The following is a 16,520-nucleotide window of genomic DNA, read 5'->3' on the forward strand; positions in this document are numbered from 1 at the left end:
AAGTAATAGGTTTGCTAGTTTATAATTGCAAAAATTGATATCATCGCAAGCAGCATTGTAGGAGTTGGTATGTGTGGAATTGTCGGATATGTTGGTCATCGGGATGTGCGCTCGGTATTGCTTAAGGGTCTTGGAAGCCTTGAATATAGGGGTTACGACTCCGCAGGGGTTGCCTGGATCGAGGGTGGTGATCTGAGGCTTGTAAGGTGCAAAGGCAAGCTGGATGGTCTTGAAGACAGACTCAGGGGTCACTGTGCCTCGACGGATGGTATAGGGGTTGGCCATACCCGCTGGGCTACGCATGGGGAGCCGAATGAGGTTAATGCCCATCCCCATATAGACTGTACTGGTTCGCTGGTGGTGGTCCATAACGGGATCATCGAGAATTATTATACCTTGCGGCGGTGTTTGTTGGATGAAGGGCATACCTTCCGTTCCAGCACTGATACAGAGGTTATCGCCCACCTGATCGAAAAATATCTGACAGACGGTCGAGATCTGATTCAAGCAGTAAGGCGAGCGCTTTTTGATGTAAGGGGTTCCTATGCCCTTGCTGTCATGTGGAAGGGTGCACCGGACCGACTTGTGGCTGTTCGAAGACAGAGCCCGCTTGTCCTAGGGGTTGGAGGGGATGAGGCATTTCTTGCATCCGATATCCCTGCACTCCTGCCCTATACCCGCGACCTGGTCTTTATGGAGGACGGCGACATGGCTATCCTGTCGAGGGGTGGGATAAGATTCTTTTCTCTCGAGACCGGGGAGCCGGTCGACAGGGTGTCACATACCATTTCGTGGGATGCTTCTATGGCTGAAAAGGCAGGATATAAGCATTTTATGTTAAAAGAGATATACGAACAACCCCAGGCGGTCTTGAATACCTTTCTGGGACGCATCAAACCTGGGGTGAGCGATATAACCCTTCCTGAGATAGATCTTTCTTTTGATGTAATAAAAGGACTTAATCGTATAATCTTTCTTGCATGCGGGACATCGTGGCATGCAGGCCTTGTTGCGAGGTATTGGATAGAGAAGTGGGTTGGGATCCCTGTTGAGGTGGAGTTGGCATCCGAGTTTCGCTATAGGCATCCAATCCTTAATGATAAGGTGCTGGTCGTCCCGATCTCGCAGTCAGGAGAGACCGCCGATACCCTTGCGGGGATCAGGATGGTAAAGGCCATGGGATCGCCCGTGCTTTCGATCTGTAATGTTGTCGGCAGTACCATAACCAGGGAAGCTGATGCCACTATTTATACACATGCGGGCCCTGAGATAGGGGTTGCATCAACCAAGGCCTTTACAAGCCAGCTCGCCGCCTTGTTTATATTGGGGTTGTACCTCAGCAAAATAAGAGGGACAATCGCCCGTGATGAACTTGCAACAAAGATTGATGCCCTCGCAGGGCTTCCTGGTCTATTGGAAGGTTACCTTACCTTGTGGCACAAAGAGGCCATGGGTCTTGCAGATGAATTTTATAAGAAGCAGGATTTCCTCTTTCTTGGCCGTGGTTTCATGTTCCCTATAGCCCTTGAGGGCGCATTGAAACTCAAGGAGATATCATATATACATGCCGAAGGTTATGCCGCTGGCGAGATGAAGCACGGGCCCATAGCCTTGATAGACAGGGACATGCCGGTTGTGGCCCTGGCGCCAATGGATCATGTGTATGAAAAGATGATCAGCAATATAGAAGAGGTAAGGTCAAGGCGTGGGATTGTGATAGCCTTTGGTGAAGATGGCGATACCCGTCTTGCGGAGATGGCCAAATATGTGGTATCTGTCCCAAGGCCATCAGATGGTGATATAAATCCATTTCTTTATGTAGTACCTTTACAGCTCATGGCCTATGAGATAGCAGCAGCCAGGGGTTGTGATGTTGATCAGCCGAGGAATCTGGCAAAGAGTGTTACAGTTGAATGATAAGTTTGTCTGTAGCAGGGTCTTAATGAAAGATGGGGTGTATGATACAGAAAGATACAGTGCGTTTTAAAAAAATCTTGGTTACAGGCGCGGCTGGGTTTATAGGTTTCCATCTTTCAAAGCGGCTTTTGCAAGAAGGCAGGGAGGTTATTGGGCTCGACAATTTTAATGACTATTACCCCCCATCCATAAAAGAAGACAGGGCGAGAGAGCTTATCCCGTTTCCTAAATTTAAGATGGTCCGTGCAGATCTCTCCGATAGAGAGGCCATGGCAACCCTCTTTGAATCGGAACGCTTTGATGCAGTGGTAAATCTGGCCGCACAAGCCGGGGTACGCTATTCCGTTGAAAATCCATATTCATATGTTGACACAAATCTCGTTGGTTTTGCAAACGTCCTTGAAGGGTGCCGTCATACCGGTGTGAAACACCTGATCTTTGCATCCTCCAGCTCGGTCTATGGTGCAAATACCAGGCTGCCATTTTCAGTCCATGATAACGTCGATCATCCAATTTCACTCTATGCAGCAACAAAAAAGGCTAACGAGCTTATGGCCCACACATACGCCCATCTCTATGGCCTTCCATCAACCGGCCTGCGTTTTTTTACAGTGTACGGTCCATGGGGGCGACCTGATATGGCGCTTTTTTTGTTCACCAAGGCCATCCTTGAAGATAGACCGATAGACGTCTTTAATTTTGGCAAGATGCGGCGTGATTTTACTTACATAGATGATATAATCGAGGGCGTGATAAGGATTGTGGACAAGGTGCCCGATCCAAACCCAGAATGGAACGGGGCGGCCCCTGATCCGGCAACAAGCTACGCCCCATACAGGATATACAACATAGGGAACAACAAACCGGTTGAGTTGATGTATTTCATAGAGGTTGTTGAACGGTGCCTTGGAAAAAAGGCAAAGAAAAATCTCCTTCCTTTACAACCAGGTGATGTGTCTGTAACCTATGCGGACATATCGGACCTGGAAAGGGATATAGGCTTTAAGCCACAGATACCCCTTGAGGATGGTATTCCAAGGTTTATAGATTGGTACAAAAAATACTACGAGATTGGCGGGTGATTGATCGAGATGCATATTACAGTAATTGGTACGGGGTATGTAGGTCTGGTGGCGGGCGCCGGACTCGCCGATTTCGGGATGCACGTCATCTGTGTGGATAAGGACAAAGATAAGATAGATAAGCTTATTGCTGGTGAAATGCCATTTTATGAACCCGGTCTCAAGGAGTTGGTGGATAGGAATGTTGCAAACAAAAGGCTTTCGTTTTCCATTGAGCTCGCACCGGCGGTTGAACAATCACTAGTTATTTTTTTGGGTGTTGGTACCCCATCCGATGGACGTGGCGGGGTTGATTTGTCTGCCGTCAAGTCGGCGGCGCTTGAGCTTGCATCGGCGGTGAATGATTATAAGGTGGTAGTCACAAAGAGCACGGTCCCTGTGGGCACCAACCGATGGATCAAGGCCCTTATAGATGAGAATAAAAAGCAGCCGGTCGAGGTGGATATTGTTTCAAATCCGGAATTTTTGAGGGAGGGGGCTGCGGTTGAGGACTTTATGCGCCCAAATCGCGTTGTCTTGGGCTCTGATAGCCCAAGGGCGCTTGCTATTGTGAAAGACATATACAGACCCCTGTATCTCATTGAGACACCGTTTGTAGTTACTGGCCTTGAGACCGCTGAAATCATAAAATATGCATCAAATGCCTTTCTCGCCACCAAGATATCCTTCATCAATGAGGTGGCAAACCTGTGCGAAAAGGCCGGCGCGGATGTCCACGATGTTGCAAGGGCGATGGGGCTTGATAGGCGCATCGGCCCTAAATTCCTTCACCCTGGTCCTGGCTTCGGCGGTTCATGTTTTCCAAAGGATACAGAGGCATTTGTCAAGATGGGGAGGGATCTTGGGTCTCCATTGAGGATTGTTGAGGCGGTCATGGATGTGAATGCCGCACAGAAAGACCGTATGGTTGAAAAGACCGAGGCGATACTTGGCGGAGAGCTTGGCGGTAGAAAGATAGCGGTCCTGGGTCTTTCTTTTAAACCCAATACAAGCGATATACGTGAGGCGCCGGCCATTCATCTGGTAGATGCCTTTATCAAAAAGGGGGCGAGGGTATCTGCCTATGATCCAGCGGCAATGAATGAATTCAAGCGCATATTCAGCGTTGACCAGGTCGCCTATACCTCTGACCCATATGAGGCCGTAGAGGGGGCGGATGTCATGGTGCTGGTCACGGAATGGAATGAGTTTAGAAATCTCGATCTGATGAAGGTCAAGGAGCTTATGGCGACCCCTGCGATTGTGGACCTGAGAAACGTATATGACCCGTTCAAGGTAAGGGAGATCGGGTTCTGTTACAGCTGTGTTGGAAGGGGCGTGTCTTCGTCGGGATTGTGTCAATAACGATCGTGGGGTACCAAAAAAATCTGTTGCAAAATTACGCCATCCCTACATACCTTTTGTTTTTTTGAGGGGGACAACTGGAATCTGGCTTTACAAAGACAGTAAGTCAGGCGAATCCGTGATAAACCTTTCCAGGTCGGACGGATTGTCAATATCTGGAATCCACATAGAAGAGAGCGATTTTAACTGAGGCCAAGGGAATCCCGGGGTCCATATCAACGACATCAAAATGTCATAGTCACCCTTGAGAGACCGATGTTTCGGCAATTAATGATCGCTGGTAAAGATATCAAAAAATATCAATCGTCATACCCCCTTGCTCTCTGGAAATATGAATGAACCGGCATGAATTATGTTTCACGTGAAACAATGACAAACCTATCTTCCCAAAGGACATCCATTATAGCAATAGCAAATCAGAAGGGCGGCGTAGGAAAAACTACGACCGCTGTCAATCTGGCCGCAGGCCTTGCCATGCTCGGACAGTCAGTGTTGCTTGTGGACTGTGACGCACAGGGAAACGCCACCAGTGGTATGGGTCTTTCATCGCGCCAAATTGATCCGCATCTGTATCACATGCTTGTTGGGACCTCTGGCTCGGCCGGTGTGGTGCGTCATACGGCCGTGGCGAATCTAGACATCCTGCCTTCCAATACCGACCTTGTCGGAATAGAACTTGATCTGGCCGAGAGGCAGGAGAGGGAAGGTGTATTAAAGAATGCACTCAGTGGTCTCGATCATTACGATTTTATTATCCTAGATTGCCCACCTTCGTTGGGGCTTATGACCATAAATGCCCTTGTTGCATCAAATGCAGTACTCATACCACTCCAGTGCGAATACTTCGCCCTTGAAGGCCTTAGCCAGCTGGTTCAGACCATCCGTCTTGTAAAACACAATTTTAATCCGATGTTGCACATAGAAGGGATATTGCTTACGATGTATGATCACCGTATCCGCCTTGGCTATCAGGTTGCCATGGAGGTCAGGACCCATTTTAGGGATTTGGTCTATAGAGCGACTATTCCCAGAAATATAAGGCTTAGTGAGAGCCCAAGCCACGGACAGCCCATATTTTTGTATGATCCGAGATCCAAAGGCGCAGAGGCATATCTTTCGTTTGCCAGGGAGTTTCTTTCAAGACATAGGAGGGGTTTATGAAGTTTAAAGGGGGACTTGGTAAGGGGCTCGGCGCCCTTATTGCTGAAGGTGATATTTATGACGCAGGCAGCCCCGGTTTTTTCCAGTGTCCGATAGAAAAGATCCATCCCAACCCGAATCAGCCGAGGAAGGAGATGAATGGCGCCGCCCTTGAAGGCCTTGCGGCATCCATAAAAGAGAAAGGGGTGCTTCAGCCGCTTGTTGTAAGGGAGGTCTCATCCGGTCGGTATGAGATCGTTGCTGGAGAGAGGCGATGGCGGGCTGCCCAGATGGCCGGGTTAAAGACCATCCCTGTGGTGATAAAAGATGTAAGTCCCAACGAGGTCTTGGAGCTTGCGCTTATCGAGAACATCCAGAGGCAGGATTTGAACCCGCTTGAGGAGGCGATGGCCTATAAGAGGCTTGTGGATGAAGTGGGGCTTACACAGGCCCAGGTTGCCTCGAGGGTGGGTCGAGATAGGGCTACAGTCGCCAATTTTTTGAGGCTGTTGCAGCTTCCGGACTATGCACAGAGGGATCTTGTGGAGGGTAGGCTCACTATGGGGCATGCTCGTACACTCTTGATGGCAAACGATGCAGATACCATGCGCATGATGAGGGATCAGATCGTCTCAAAAGGGCTTTCGGTGAGACAGGCAGAGGACCTTGCTAGAAGGCTTTTATTGCGTGGCGCTGGAAGGAAGGCAAGACAACCTTCTATTTCTGACCCTGACATAGAAGGTATTGCAAAGGAACTTAGTGCCTCCCTTGGCCTTACCGTGAAGATATCCCATGGACAAAAAGGTGGCTGTATAGAGATACGCTACAAGGACCTCGATGAGTTTGAACGGATCAGATACATTTTAAAGGCCGTATAAACAGCTATAATTTCTTGGAAAGATTCCAAATTGCCCCTTCCATGGTGTTTAATCCATCCTGTCAAGGTATGGAAGGGAGATTTAAATCCATTTCCAAATCCTTTCTCCAAAGGGGTAAAAGACAACTTCCGATGTAGGATAAAAATTAATCCCCTTGATGTGGAGAGGGACAGATTGATGGTGGTTATCTCGCGCCTTACTGTCGAACAAAATCGTTAATCTTGGAGATTTTTTAAAATGTCAGCACCCTATCGCTTTCGGCGATCAACCGGTACAGGTCGGCCTGTTTGGCCCTTTTGTGATATCCTTCCTCCACGCCGTGGAGGTCAAGGAGCTTGCCTCAGGAAGCAAGGCGCCTTCGGATAGAGTGAACAGTTTGGCGAGATTGGTCAGGGGGTATCTTTCCGAGGCCAATATCTGGTAGTTGACAGACGGGCCATTAAGAAAGATGGTGACATCATCCATCTGCTCGAGCATTAGATTTCCCATGCGAAAGGCATTCCAGAGGATCTCAGGATCACCACTGCATGCCATCAATGTTACTTTCATGACAGCTCCTCCTTTTTGTTATTGTGCCTCTTTTTTATAGCCGCAGCCTTTAACTGGGCACCTCAGCGTCCTTTTCCCGTCCCTCCCGATCTTTGCGACCAATATGGGCGAGCCACAGTTAGGGCATTTTTCATTAACCGGTTCATCCCAACTTACATATTGGCACTCTGGATATCTGTTACAGCTATAAAAGGTGCGGCCAGTCTTAGATCTCTTTTTTACTATCTGTCCGCTGCATCCTGGATTTGGACATGGCACACCGGTTGTTAGGGGTTTTGTGTTTTTGCATTCAGGATAGCCTGAACAGGCGATGAATTCACCAAATCTTCCCTTTTTCACCACCATCGGACGCCCGCATTTTTCGCATATTCCAGCCGATGGATGGGATGTCTCCTTGCCTATTGGTTTTATTTGACCCCTTTCATCCCTTGTGAAGTCGCTTGTATTTTTACAGACAGGATAGGCTGAGCAAGCAAGAAATTCCCCTGTCTTCCCATATTTAATGACCATCGGGGCACCGCATTTGTCGCACTTAATGGCGGTTTCTATGCCGACCCACTTTATTGACTTCATCTCGGTCTTTGCAGTATCAAGGCTCTCTTTAAATGGGGCGTAAAACCCCTTTAGGACCTCCAGCCATGACAATTTTCCCTCTTCGATCTCATCGAGCTGTCTTTCCATATCGGCCGTAAATCCTGTATCGAGTATGCCTGAGAAATGTCCAACCAGGAGGTCTGTAACTATAAAACCAAGCTCCGTCGGCAAAAGATGCCCTTGTTCCATGCGGACATATTCCTTTTCTTGAATGGTCGAAAGGATTGTTGCATATGTGCTTGGCCTGCCTATACCCTTTTCTTCGAGGGTTTTGATAAGGCTTGCCTCTGTGTATCTGGGCGGAGGCTGGGTGAAGTGTTGCTTTGGAATGATATCTATGAGGTCCAGATTTTCACCTTCGGAAAGGGGTGGGAGATCAACCGGACCTGTATCGTCATCGGCACCTACCTGTTCATCTTTTTTCTCCGAGTACATGGCGGTAAAACCGAGAAATCTCATTATTGAGCCAGTAATTTTCAGCATATAGGGCCCTGCCTCTATGTCCACTTGTGTTTGGTCCAATATTGCAGGGGCCATTTGGGACGCTACAAATCTCTTCCAGATGAGTTCGTAGAGTGCGAGGGCATCCTTGGAAAGGTATGTAGTCATGGCCTCGGGTGTCCTTAAGATAGATGTGGGTCTTATGGCCTCATGGGCGTCCTGGGCCAATCTGCCTGTTTTGTAGCTCGGCGCCTTGGGCGGCACATAATCCTTTCCAAACATCTCTTTTATGAAGTCCCTGGCTGCATCGACGGCTTCACTAGCAAGTCTTGTAGAGTCTGTCCTCATGTAGGTGATAAGACCTACAGGGCCTTCTTCGCCGATGTCTATGCCCTCATATAGCATCTGCGCGATGGTCATGGTCTTCTTCGCCGAAAACCTGAGTCTTCTGGCTGCCTCTTGCTGAAGCGTGCTGGTTATAAATGGAGGGGCAGGCTGACGCCTCTTTTCTTTTTTTTGTATCTTTAAGACCTTGAATGCGGCGTTTTTTAGAAAGTCCGCTATTTCTCTTGCGGCATCTTCGTTGTTGATGATAAGCTTTTTGCCATTTTTTGCCGTTACCCTTGCAACAAATTCAGGTGGATGTCCGGCCTTGAGTTTCACCTGGATGGTCCAGTATTCCTCAGGGACAAATGTACGTATCTCTCTTTCCCTGTCGCACACAATCCTGACAGCCACTGACTGGACCCTGCCGGCCGAAAGACCTCTTTTTACCTTGTCCCAGAGTATCGGGGATATCTGGTAACCAACCAGTCTGTCAAGTATGCGCCTTGCCTGCTGTGATTCGAATTTGTTTTTGTTCAATTCTACAGGGGCACTTATGGCCTCCTTTATCCCCTTTTCTGTGAGCTCTCTGAATAGCACTCTGTGGAATTTCACCGGTTTTTTGCCGTTTCCTGCAAGTTCGTCAGCTATATGCCACGCTATCGCCTCTCCTTCACGGTCAGGATCGGGTGCCAAGTATATATCCTGTACGCCTGAGGCGGCTGCCTTGAGTTCCTTTAAGACCTTGGCCTTGCCCCGAATCGTCTCATAATGCGGGGTAAAGTCGTTTTCGATATCAACGCCGAGCGACTTGGCTGGAAGATCCTTGATATGACCAAGGGATGCCCTTACATCAAAACCATTTCCGAGGTATCGTTTTATTGTTCGGACCTTTGTCGGAGATTCAACGATAATAAGACTCTTGCCCATTATATTTTTAGTCCTTATTTTTTTTGATACATTTGGCCAGGCAGGACCTGGATGAGGTCTTTCAGCTCCATCTGTAGCAATATGCCGTTTACCTGGGCGACCGGAAGGCCGCTTGAATGTACAATTTCATCTATGTGTACCGGATAAGCGTCGAGCATATTATATAAAAGCCTCTCTTCCGGTCCTAGAGACATAATATTGGGCCTGTTCGGCACATCGGGTTCTGCATGGCCGGTCTGAAAGATACAGAAACCATCGAGTATATCTGTTGCATTTTCAACTAATCGTGCACCTTGCTTTATAAGCCAATGGCTTCCTGTGCTCCCGTTTGAGTAAATACTGCCTGGAACCGCCATCACCTCTCGGCCCTGTTCGAGTGCGCAGGATGCAGTGATCAGGGAGCCGCTCTTAAGGCCTGCCTCGATTACTACAACTGCCAGACAGAGTCCGCTTATTATTCTGTTCCGTATAGGGAAGTTTTTCGGCTCCGGCGCTGTACCGGGCGGAAATTCGGTTATGATAGCGCCACTTGATGTTATGCGCTTAATAAAGGCCTTGTCGTGCCTGGGATATGGCACATCTATACCGCATCCCTTTACAGCTATGGTGACGCCACCTGATTTGAGTGTGGCCTCATGGGCCGCAAAGTCTATGCCAGGGGCAAGTCCAGAGACCACCGTAATTCCTTTTTCGGCAAGCCCGGATGCGATCTCGCTGGCCGCCTTGATGCCATATGCACTGGCCTTCCTGGAGCCGATTACTGCAACAGCCTTGCCGTTGAGGACATTGCGGTCTCCAAGCCCATATAGTATGGCCGGTGGATCAGGTATCTGCCCCAGGGGTTTTGGGTATTCTTTATCGCGATAGGTTATCGTCCAAACCCCAAGCCCTTCAATCGTCTCCATGCAACGTTTGTGGAGACGCCAATCCGGACCAGCCAAAATGGCATTTTTGAGTCTGATAGAGAGCCACCCGGTAGCGTCGAGTTCAGAGGTCTGTGCCTTCAGCACAGCCTCTGGCGAGCCGAAATGGTCCACCAATCTCCTGAGGGTAATGCTCCCTATGCCGGGCACAATCTGCAGAGCCACCCATGGACTAATTGCGTTGGATTGATATTTGAGCATTTTGACCGCTGCAGTATTTGTGGAAGGATCTGGTGGTATGTATGACATGCGAGAGACTAAAAAAGAGTTTTTATCTCGCGTCAAGCAGATATCACCAACCAGGTCATTTTAATGGATTCAGCAGGTCGTAGCAGATATCACCAACCATCGTTAATTTGGTTTGTTATATTGTAGGTTTTACAACTCGCCCCGAACGAATACACTGAGTACAAACGCGGATGTGCCGCGTCTGGCCATTTACAAGGGCCTTGACGCGTTGCAGGTTTGGAAGCCAACGCCTTAGGGTGCGGTTGTTGGCATGGCTTACCTTGCAGCCTATTCCAGGTCTTTTACCGCATATTTCGCATGTCTTGGACATAGAGACCTCTTAAAAATAGGGATTTTGATTTTAGGCTATATAAACCGATCAGATCCTAAATGCAAGCATTTCCATTATCTTAAAACAATTTGGCGGCGACAAACCGCTGTTGCGATTAAATCCTGTTCCTGATTACAAGACCGATATTGTGCGCACATTCCGTCGTCCATCACATGATCGGGCCAGAGGGCCGCAATTTATTTAAATCGCGAAAGGCGGATATCTTCAAAAAGATAACCAATTATTTCTTGCGGGCGGTTAGATGTCTATGCGTCTATAGGGCTGGATAAGAGGGGCGGACGATCCGCCCCTCTTGGGGCAAGAAAGACTCAGAACCTGTAGGTCAGGACCCCTAGAACGGACTGGACCTCAGTGCCTTGATCGCCATAAACGTATGGTTCTTTGTCTGTAAATTTGTCATAGAAATAGTGCAACCCCAGCCCAATGGTATTTGTAAGGCGATAGGTTGCACCAAATGTGAAATCGAATTCTGAGAAGTCGAGATTTGAATAGTTTTGTATGCCGTTTATGTATGCAACATCATAGAGATATGGCATGTTGGGATTGAGAGAACTGACATTATAATCAAGCTTTACATCCCCTGTTGGATACATGCTTGCAAAGAAGAAGTCCTTAATGCTGCCCATGCCTTTTGTGTAGCTCAGGGTGGCGTTTAGGCCGATCTTCGGCGCCGGTTTGATGTCTGTACCAACCATAAAGGTGTGTGCCTCTGTCCTGTAGTTCATATTAGTGTGTTCAGAGCCAAACTGGCTCGATGTTATGAGGTTCCCTCACCCGTCATAGACGGCTATGCAATACATGGACTCGTATTTGTCGTAGAAATAGTTATAGCCTGCACTGAAGGCCATCTTTTCGTTCGGAGCCAGCACCAGGTTCAATCCGCCGGTGAAGAGATTCTGATGCCAATCTCTGCCGTCTACCTCGTTATTGTTTCCTATGCGGTATTTTGCATAGAGGTTTGTAAAGAGTATTTGGATGGGCGACCACCCTGCCTTGAGCCCTATTTCATGAAGCCTGTTGGGCATATTGCTCCTTGTCCCAGTTCTTGCATCATAGATATTGGGTGCATAGGTTCTGTAATAATTCCAGTTGTCTGTGGCCGGACCAGCATAGGTGGCAAATTGTCCGCTAGGGGCGCACACTGCCTTGTAAAGGGCATAGACATCGTTTGCAAGCATAAGCTTATATCCAAGGTTGAACCTGGGCCCATTGTTTAACTGCCAGTCCCCGGCAAGTCTAAATATGTGTTCATCTGTGTCGTGCGGTACATTGTGCTCCTTATTGTTTTCTCTTTCTTCCCGACGATATTCATAGCCGCCCATGATCGCAATCGTGCGGCTGAGCTTGTAGGTCAGATCAACGCCGCCTGTATAGAGGTTCAGGTCATAGCCCGATTTTCTTGTAAAATCGTATGTTGAAAAGGGTTCGTTTTTAAATGCATCAATCTGTCTCTGGTCGTTTACGTTTATGAAGACGTTGTCATTGTTGAGTGTTTGATATCTTACTTGCGCAGTCAAGGACAATTTTTTGGTTATGTGGCTATGTATCTTGGCGAAGAGCGAGCCGCTCTTAAGATCAAGGTCTTTGCCGTAATTGCCCAGGAGTGCATTGTATGATGAATCTGTGCCTCGGTTTGTGCTCACAGAATATACAGCCCCGGCCATTACGGTATTCTTCTTGTCTATATCGTAGCGTAGTTTTAGGCTGTGGCTGTCTTTGGTAGACTCTGGCGTGCGGTCGAATGGAAGCGCACCGTATGTCCCGTCGAACTGGAGTTTCGGGCCGAAGGGTGCAACGTGTGCACTTGCTAACTTATTATAATTATTATACATTTTGTCGCCGCTGTCATCAAATTCCCTGTGCATATATGAATAGTCTATTACAAGGGCCTCAAGTCTCAGAGAGAGTTTGGGTATGAAATCATTCGTGAGTTCATTTATATCTTTTGAATAGGCCTCTATATGACATGCTGAACACTTGCTCATGGTGCGCGACTGGACACAGCCTGTCCTTTTTTCCATTCTGTGATCAAAACCGAGTTTCAGTTCTGGTATCTGGGGTATATTGAAGACTATGCGGCTGTTCCACTCGGAGCGGGTAACCGAATAGTCATCTCCTGGTCCGTGATCCGTGTAATATACGGCGGCGGCCCCTATTATGCTCTGTCCGGCGGTTATGGCTGTGCCGTCAGGATTTTTCCCGGGGATTGGGCTTGAAAAAGGTAATCCTACAGGGGCGCCTGGCGTGCCTGCCCCTTTAAATATGTGTGCTTCAAGATTTTCCAGTTTGTCATGGTCTAGGCGGTGCATGAATTTGTTGTAGTCGGTCTTGTAAAGGATTATTCGATTAAGCGAGAGATCGCCCCTATACTCCTGGTCTTCCGAATCTTGATATCTTGCAGAGCCATCCAGGTCAAGATTGCCCCCCCTATATTTGAATCTGCCGTTAAGGTCCCAGTTCGAACCTTTATCATAGATGCTTTGATATTCAGCGGCGCCCTTGGCCCCCTGCTCCTTTCCTTTCAGTTTGTCGTTTAAAGAGCCGCCGACCGTTATTTCACCCTCGATCGGTTTTTCATCATCCGCCAAGACCGGCGTGAAACAGATAAACAAAAGACCGACAGCGATTATCAAGTAAAGATAAACATTACTCATGTTCATGTCCTTATCCCCCTTATCATCTTGTAAGGCCCTTGCCCTGGCCGGCTACAGATTGTGATGGCATATCGGAGCCGTGGACCCTTGGGTGACACTGCGTGCATTTGGTCATGAACGATTTTTGGAAGCCGCGATCGGTCGCAGCGATCTGATTTGTTGGATCGCCAGGCACGGTTACGGGGAATTGGCTGTTCGAGGCCCTTGCTGCATGAAAGTGCGCCTCGTGACACTGCAGACAGAGGAATGGTTCCTGCTGCCTTAAGAGATTGTTGGCTACAGAGCCGTGCGGTTCATGACAAATCAGGCAGTTTTCCACTACAGGGTCGTGTTCAAAGACGAACGGTCCTTGATATCTTGTATGACACTTTAGACACAGGTCATTTACTCGTTCGTCCGTCCTGAGCATACCCTTTTCCATATTTTCACCGCCATGCGGGTTATGGCAGTCTGTACATCCCATTTTCCCCTCTTTGATAGGGTGGTGTGATGCAAAGTAGGTCTGTGCGTTTACATCTTGATGGCACGACGCACATAATTCCTTCTCATCTTTTATTAAAAAGGATTTTTTTGAATTTGAGTGGATCTTATGGCACGATGTGCAATGGACTCCGTTTTCTTGGTGGGTTGAGCCTGGCCAGTTCATGCAAGATCCGTTTTGGTGACATGATACACATATCCCTGCGACACCTTCAGGGTTCGAGTCATTCTTGTCTTTTTTTGGGCCCAATATCTTGGTCGGATCGCCGCCTGACTCGATATGGACTGAACCAGGCCCGTGACAGGATTCGCAGCCTGTCTTGTAGCCGTCAGGCACCTCAAAAGAGGCTATCCTCATATGGACGTTTTCTTTCTCGGCTACAAGCCCCTCATGACACCCTCTGCATGTCTCTGTCCCTACATAGACTGCTTCCGGCACTGGTTTTGGTGTTTTTATTACGGCCGAGCGTTTCTGAAGTCCACCAGTGCAGCCCATGATGAATCCCAACCCTACAACTACAAAAAGGATTTTTTTGTGCATCTCTCCCTCCTGATCTGACCCTTTATGGTCAATTTAAATCGATGAGACACGCGACAGCTTGTAATTACCCCCTTCGGTTTATCAGACTTCAAATAGAGGACTCCCTTTTTTTGATCGGCCAAAAAAATAGATCGTTCCTCCTGGATGTCCCATCGTTTATTGGTGAGATTAATTTACGTAATTTGTTTCTTTTTTTAACATATTTCAGCAAAAGAATTTTTAAAAAATCGTATTATTAATTTTTTTCCTTGATTTTAATCAATATCAAAGACAAATCTTTTGTCAAGAAAAATTTCAAAGAATAGATTAATTTCATTTTGTAACAAAATAACTATGGTATGTCACAATTTTATTGTGCAAATGATCAAATGCTATAAAAACGAGATGCCATAAGGGAAGGGTTGCAACGGGCAGGTATTTCAATTATATATAACCCACTTGGCGCCCGTAGCTCAGTTGGATAGAGCGCCGGACTACGAATCCGAAGGTCGGGGGTTCAAATCCCTCCGGGCGCACCAATGATAACCAAAAAACGTCTGATAACCAAAAACGCCCGACCTATTTAGGGTCGGGCGTTTTTTATTTGTAATGATGATCTCGTAAAAAAGTTATTGACATGAGATGGCTAAGCAAAAATCGTCAATGTAAGGCGCACAGACCTGTACCCCGCAGTTGACTTTTTGCTATGCCATCAACGATGATCTAATAAATCTTGTCAGCCAAGCCCTTTCTGTTAGTCGCCAACGCCAGCATTGGTACCTTGTGTCAGACTTGCAGCTTCCATAGCCCTTATTTTATAAAAGTGTTCCCAAATAAGAAAAGCAGTAATGACAAAAGATATGGCCCCAATAAATATCATATCTTCATGGAGGGATGGGGTGTAGGAGAAATATCTTGGCAAGTCAACGATATTGTACTGATGGAAAACCGGGATGAGTTGACCTACTACCACAAGGTCGTAAATCATCACAAAAGTGCCGACCAGGCAGACAAGACCTGCGGCGGCCAAGTCGGTTACATTTTTTGTCCTTGCAGCTGTTATGAGTGCGAGAGGCGCAAGGACCGCCAAGATAACTTCACCTATCCAAAAATTGCCAGCATAGCTTCCTTTTAATAAAAGCATCATGGCATCTTGGTTTTCGGTCATGTTGAAGAGTCCTGAATATATCTTCCACCCGACAAAACCAGCCGTCAAAATAAGGAGTATCACGCTGATCTTTGCAATCATGGAGAGTGCATCTTGCATCCCGGCGTCGATAGGCTGTTTGTCAAGTTTGATGGCGGCCCAGTTGAAGAACATGGTTGCGGAACACCCAAGGAGGGTGGCCTGGATGGCGAAATAGAGCGGCATATAGTTTTCGAGCCAAAATTCTCTTGATCCTATAACCGACATGTCTGCCTTCATGTTTAGATTTGCCGCCAGGCATGCGATGAGTGCCACGAGGCCGAACCTTGCTGCTGCCTTTCGTTTCCCAAGATGCAGCATAGTCAGATCCAGGGTCAGCAAAACAAAATATATGCTGTAGATGGTGCTTTTCCACCAGATATTTGATTCGGGATGGGGCGATAATACGCCATAAATAGGAACTCTCCAGGGATTTTCAAGCTCCAGAGAGATACTCATTAGTCCCCCGGCTATAGTTACAATCGCGAGAAAGATCGTCCTCTCAACAATCGGCTGGAATACCCTTATGCCGAAGACCTGGCCAAGTGAGGCCACAATACAGAGTCCTGTTGACATGGATGCAAAGAATACATACGATGCTATGAGAAGTCCCCATGGGACCTCTCTTGTCGTGTTGAAGGTCTCACCATGTCCTAGTACCAGGGCATGAATCCCAAAAGATATGCCTATGGTGCTGAGGATTGCAAAACATGCGAGGAGGATGAGGTGCAAGGTGGATACTGTGTGGGCAGCGGCGTCGGTGTCTATGATTGCAGATCCGGGTTTTGTCATCGAAGTGCTCCTTTCCTTATAAGATTGAAAGTTTTGTTATATGATAACAATTAGTTTACAATTTAAAAGTATCATATTTTTTAGTTATAAAATCAATTTGTAAAGAATAGAGGATGTTAAAGTGTTAAAAAAGAGGGTGTAAAATAATTTGTGTAAATGGCCATTCAGGGGTATGTCGATATCCCA

General features: G+C 47.5%; 13 protein-coding genes and 1 tRNA gene. 6 read left to right on the top strand and 8 right to left on the bottom strand.

All coding sequences use genetic code 11. From position 1 onward, the window contains the following. Positions 1 to 69 precede the first annotated feature (69 nt). The 5 genes from glmS to ACP5SG_RS03495 all read left to right on the top strand — a co-directional run bounded on the left by glmS (position 70) and on the right by ACP5SG_RS03495 (position 6,361). Positions 70 to 1,917, top strand: a complete 1,848-nt coding sequence (glmS, locus tag ACP5SG_RS03475; protein ID WP_424661419.1) for a glutamine--fructose-6-phosphate transaminase (isomerizing) — start codon at positions 70 to 72, stop codon at positions 1,915 to 1,917. A gap of 41 nt (positions 1,918 to 1,958) precedes the next feature. After that, positions 1,959 to 2,999, top strand: coding sequence for an NAD-dependent epimerase (locus tag ACP5SG_RS03480; protein WP_424661420.1), 1,041 nt, complete (start codon positions 1,959 to 1,961; stop codon positions 2,997 to 2,999). A gap of 9 nt (positions 3,000 to 3,008) precedes the next feature. After that, the gene (locus ACP5SG_RS03485) at positions 3,009 to 4,343 is read left to right on the top strand and encodes a UDP-glucose dehydrogenase family protein (RefSeq protein ID WP_237889027.1); all 1,335 of its coding nucleotides are present in this window, start codon (positions 3,009 to 3,011) and stop codon (positions 4,341 to 4,343) included. A gap of 345 nt (positions 4,344 to 4,688) precedes the next feature. Further along, the gene (locus ACP5SG_RS03490; RefSeq protein ID WP_330873318.1) at positions 4,689 to 5,504 is read left to right on the top strand and encodes an AAA family ATPase; all 816 of its coding nucleotides are present in this window, start codon (positions 4,689 to 4,691) and stop codon (positions 5,502 to 5,504) included. Beyond that, positions 5,501 to 6,361, top strand: coding sequence for a ParB/RepB/Spo0J family partition protein (locus ACP5SG_RS03495; protein WP_428122005.1), 861 nt, complete (start codon positions 5,501 to 5,503; stop codon positions 6,359 to 6,361). Before ACP5SG_RS03490 ends, ACP5SG_RS03495 begins: the two co-directional genes overlap by 4 nt. A gap of 264 nt (positions 6,362 to 6,625) precedes the next feature. Here ACP5SG_RS03495 and ACP5SG_RS03500 read toward each other — a convergent pair whose 3' ends face one another. The 7 genes from ACP5SG_RS03500 to ACP5SG_RS03530 form a co-directional block, all read right to left on the bottom strand. After that, a complete protein-coding gene (locus tag ACP5SG_RS03500) occupies positions 6,626 to 6,910 on the bottom strand; it encodes a sulfur reduction protein DsrE (protein ID WP_237889029.1) in 285 nt (94 codons plus the stop codon). 18 nt (positions 6,911 to 6,928) lie between these two features. After that, positions 6,929 to 9,199: a type I DNA topoisomerase gene (gene topA, locus ACP5SG_RS03505; protein ID WP_237889030.1), complete on the bottom strand. Its 2,271-nt coding sequence runs from the start codon at positions 9,197 to 9,199 to the stop codon at positions 6,929 to 6,931. A gap of 14 nt (positions 9,200 to 9,213) precedes the next feature. After that, the gene (dprA, locus tag ACP5SG_RS03510; protein ID WP_237889031.1) at positions 9,214 to 10,287 is read right to left on the bottom strand and encodes a DNA-processing protein DprA; all 1,074 of its coding nucleotides are present in this window, start codon (positions 10,285 to 10,287) and stop codon (positions 9,214 to 9,216) included. 199 nt (positions 10,288 to 10,486) lie between these two features. Then, positions 10,487 to 10,681, bottom strand: coding sequence for a 50S ribosomal protein L28 (gene rpmB, locus ACP5SG_RS03515; protein ID WP_237889032.1), 195 nt, complete (start codon positions 10,679 to 10,681; stop codon positions 10,487 to 10,489). A gap of 329 nt (positions 10,682 to 11,010) precedes the next feature. Beyond that, a complete protein-coding gene (locus ACP5SG_RS03520) occupies positions 11,011 to 11,397 on the bottom strand; it encodes a hypothetical protein (RefSeq protein ID WP_428122011.1) in 387 nt (128 codons plus the stop codon). A gap of 75 nt (positions 11,398 to 11,472) precedes the next feature. Beyond that, positions 11,473 to 13,356, bottom strand: coding sequence for a GSU2204 family CXXCH-containing (seleno)protein (locus ACP5SG_RS03525; RefSeq protein ID WP_428122014.1), 1,884 nt, complete (start codon positions 13,354 to 13,356; stop codon positions 11,473 to 11,475). A gap of 22 nt (positions 13,357 to 13,378) precedes the next feature. Continuing rightward, complete coding sequence (locus ACP5SG_RS03530; protein ID WP_237889036.1) at positions 13,379 to 14,377, bottom strand: GSU2203 family decaheme c-type cytochrome; 999 nt, start codon at positions 14,375 to 14,377, stop codon at positions 13,379 to 13,381. A gap of 441 nt (positions 14,378 to 14,818) precedes the next feature. Between ACP5SG_RS03530 and ACP5SG_RS03535 the strand changes: the two genes are divergently transcribed. Beyond that, positions 14,819 to 14,895, top strand: a tRNA-Arg gene (locus ACP5SG_RS03535). 215 nt (positions 14,896 to 15,110) lie between these two features. Here the strand turns inward: ACP5SG_RS03535 and nrfD are convergent. Beyond that, positions 15,111 to 16,334 (bottom strand): NrfD/PsrC family molybdoenzyme membrane anchor subunit, encoded by a 1,224-nt coding sequence (gene nrfD / locus ACP5SG_RS03540; protein WP_428122018.1) that lies wholly within the window; start codon positions 16,332 to 16,334, stop codon positions 15,111 to 15,113. Positions 16,335 to 16,520: the final 186 nt, after the last annotated feature.

Origin of the sequence: Dissulfurimicrobium sp., from assembly GCF_049968175.1 — a bacterium.
Lineage (GTDB): Bacteria > Desulfobacterota > Dissulfuribacteria > Dissulfuribacterales > Sh68 > Dissulfurimicrobium > Dissulfurimicrobium hydrothermale.

Bases quoted from the DNA above. Each gene is read 5' to 3' on its own strand.
- glmS (WP_424661419.1), top strand. From the start codon at position 70: ATGTGTGGAATTGTCGGATATGTTGGTCATCGGGATGTGCGCTCGGTA.
- ACP5SG_RS03480 (WP_424661420.1), top strand. From the start codon at position 1,959: ATGATACAGAAAGATACAGTGCGTTTTAAAAAAATCTTGGTTACAGGC.
- ACP5SG_RS03485 (WP_237889027.1), top strand. From the start codon at position 3,009: ATGCATATTACAGTAATTGGTACGGGGTATGTAGGTCTGGTGGCGGGC.
- ACP5SG_RS03490 (WP_330873318.1), top strand. From the start codon at position 4,689: ATGAATTATGTTTCACGTGAAACAATGACAAACCTATCTTCCCAAAGG.
- ACP5SG_RS03495 (WP_428122005.1), top strand. From the start codon at position 5,501: ATGAAGTTTAAAGGGGGACTTGGTAAGGGGCTCGGCGCCCTTATTGCT.
- ACP5SG_RS03500 (WP_237889029.1), bottom strand. From the start codon at position 6,910: ATGAAAGTAACATTGATGGCATGCAGTGGTGATCCTGAGATCCTCTGG.
- topA (WP_237889030.1), bottom strand. From the start codon at position 9,199: ATGGGCAAGAGTCTTATTATCGTTGAATCTCCGACAAAGGTCCGAACA.
- rpmB (WP_237889032.1), bottom strand. From the start codon at position 10,681: ATGTCCAAGACATGCGAAATATGCGGTAAAAGACCTGGAATAGGCTGC.
- ACP5SG_RS03520 (WP_428122011.1), bottom strand. From the start codon at position 11,397: ATGGTTGGTACAGACATCAAACCGGCGCCGAAGATCGGCCTAAACGCC.
- ACP5SG_RS03525 (WP_428122014.1), bottom strand. From the start codon at position 13,356: ATGAGTAATGTTTATCTTTACTTGATAATCGCTGTCGGTCTTTTGTTT.
- ACP5SG_RS03530 (WP_237889036.1), bottom strand. From the start codon at position 14,377: ATGCACAAAAAAATCCTTTTTGTAGTTGTAGGGTTGGGATTCATCATG.
- nrfD (WP_428122018.1), bottom strand. From the start codon at position 16,334: ATGACAAAACCCGGATCTGCAATCATAGACACCGACGCCGCTGCCCAC.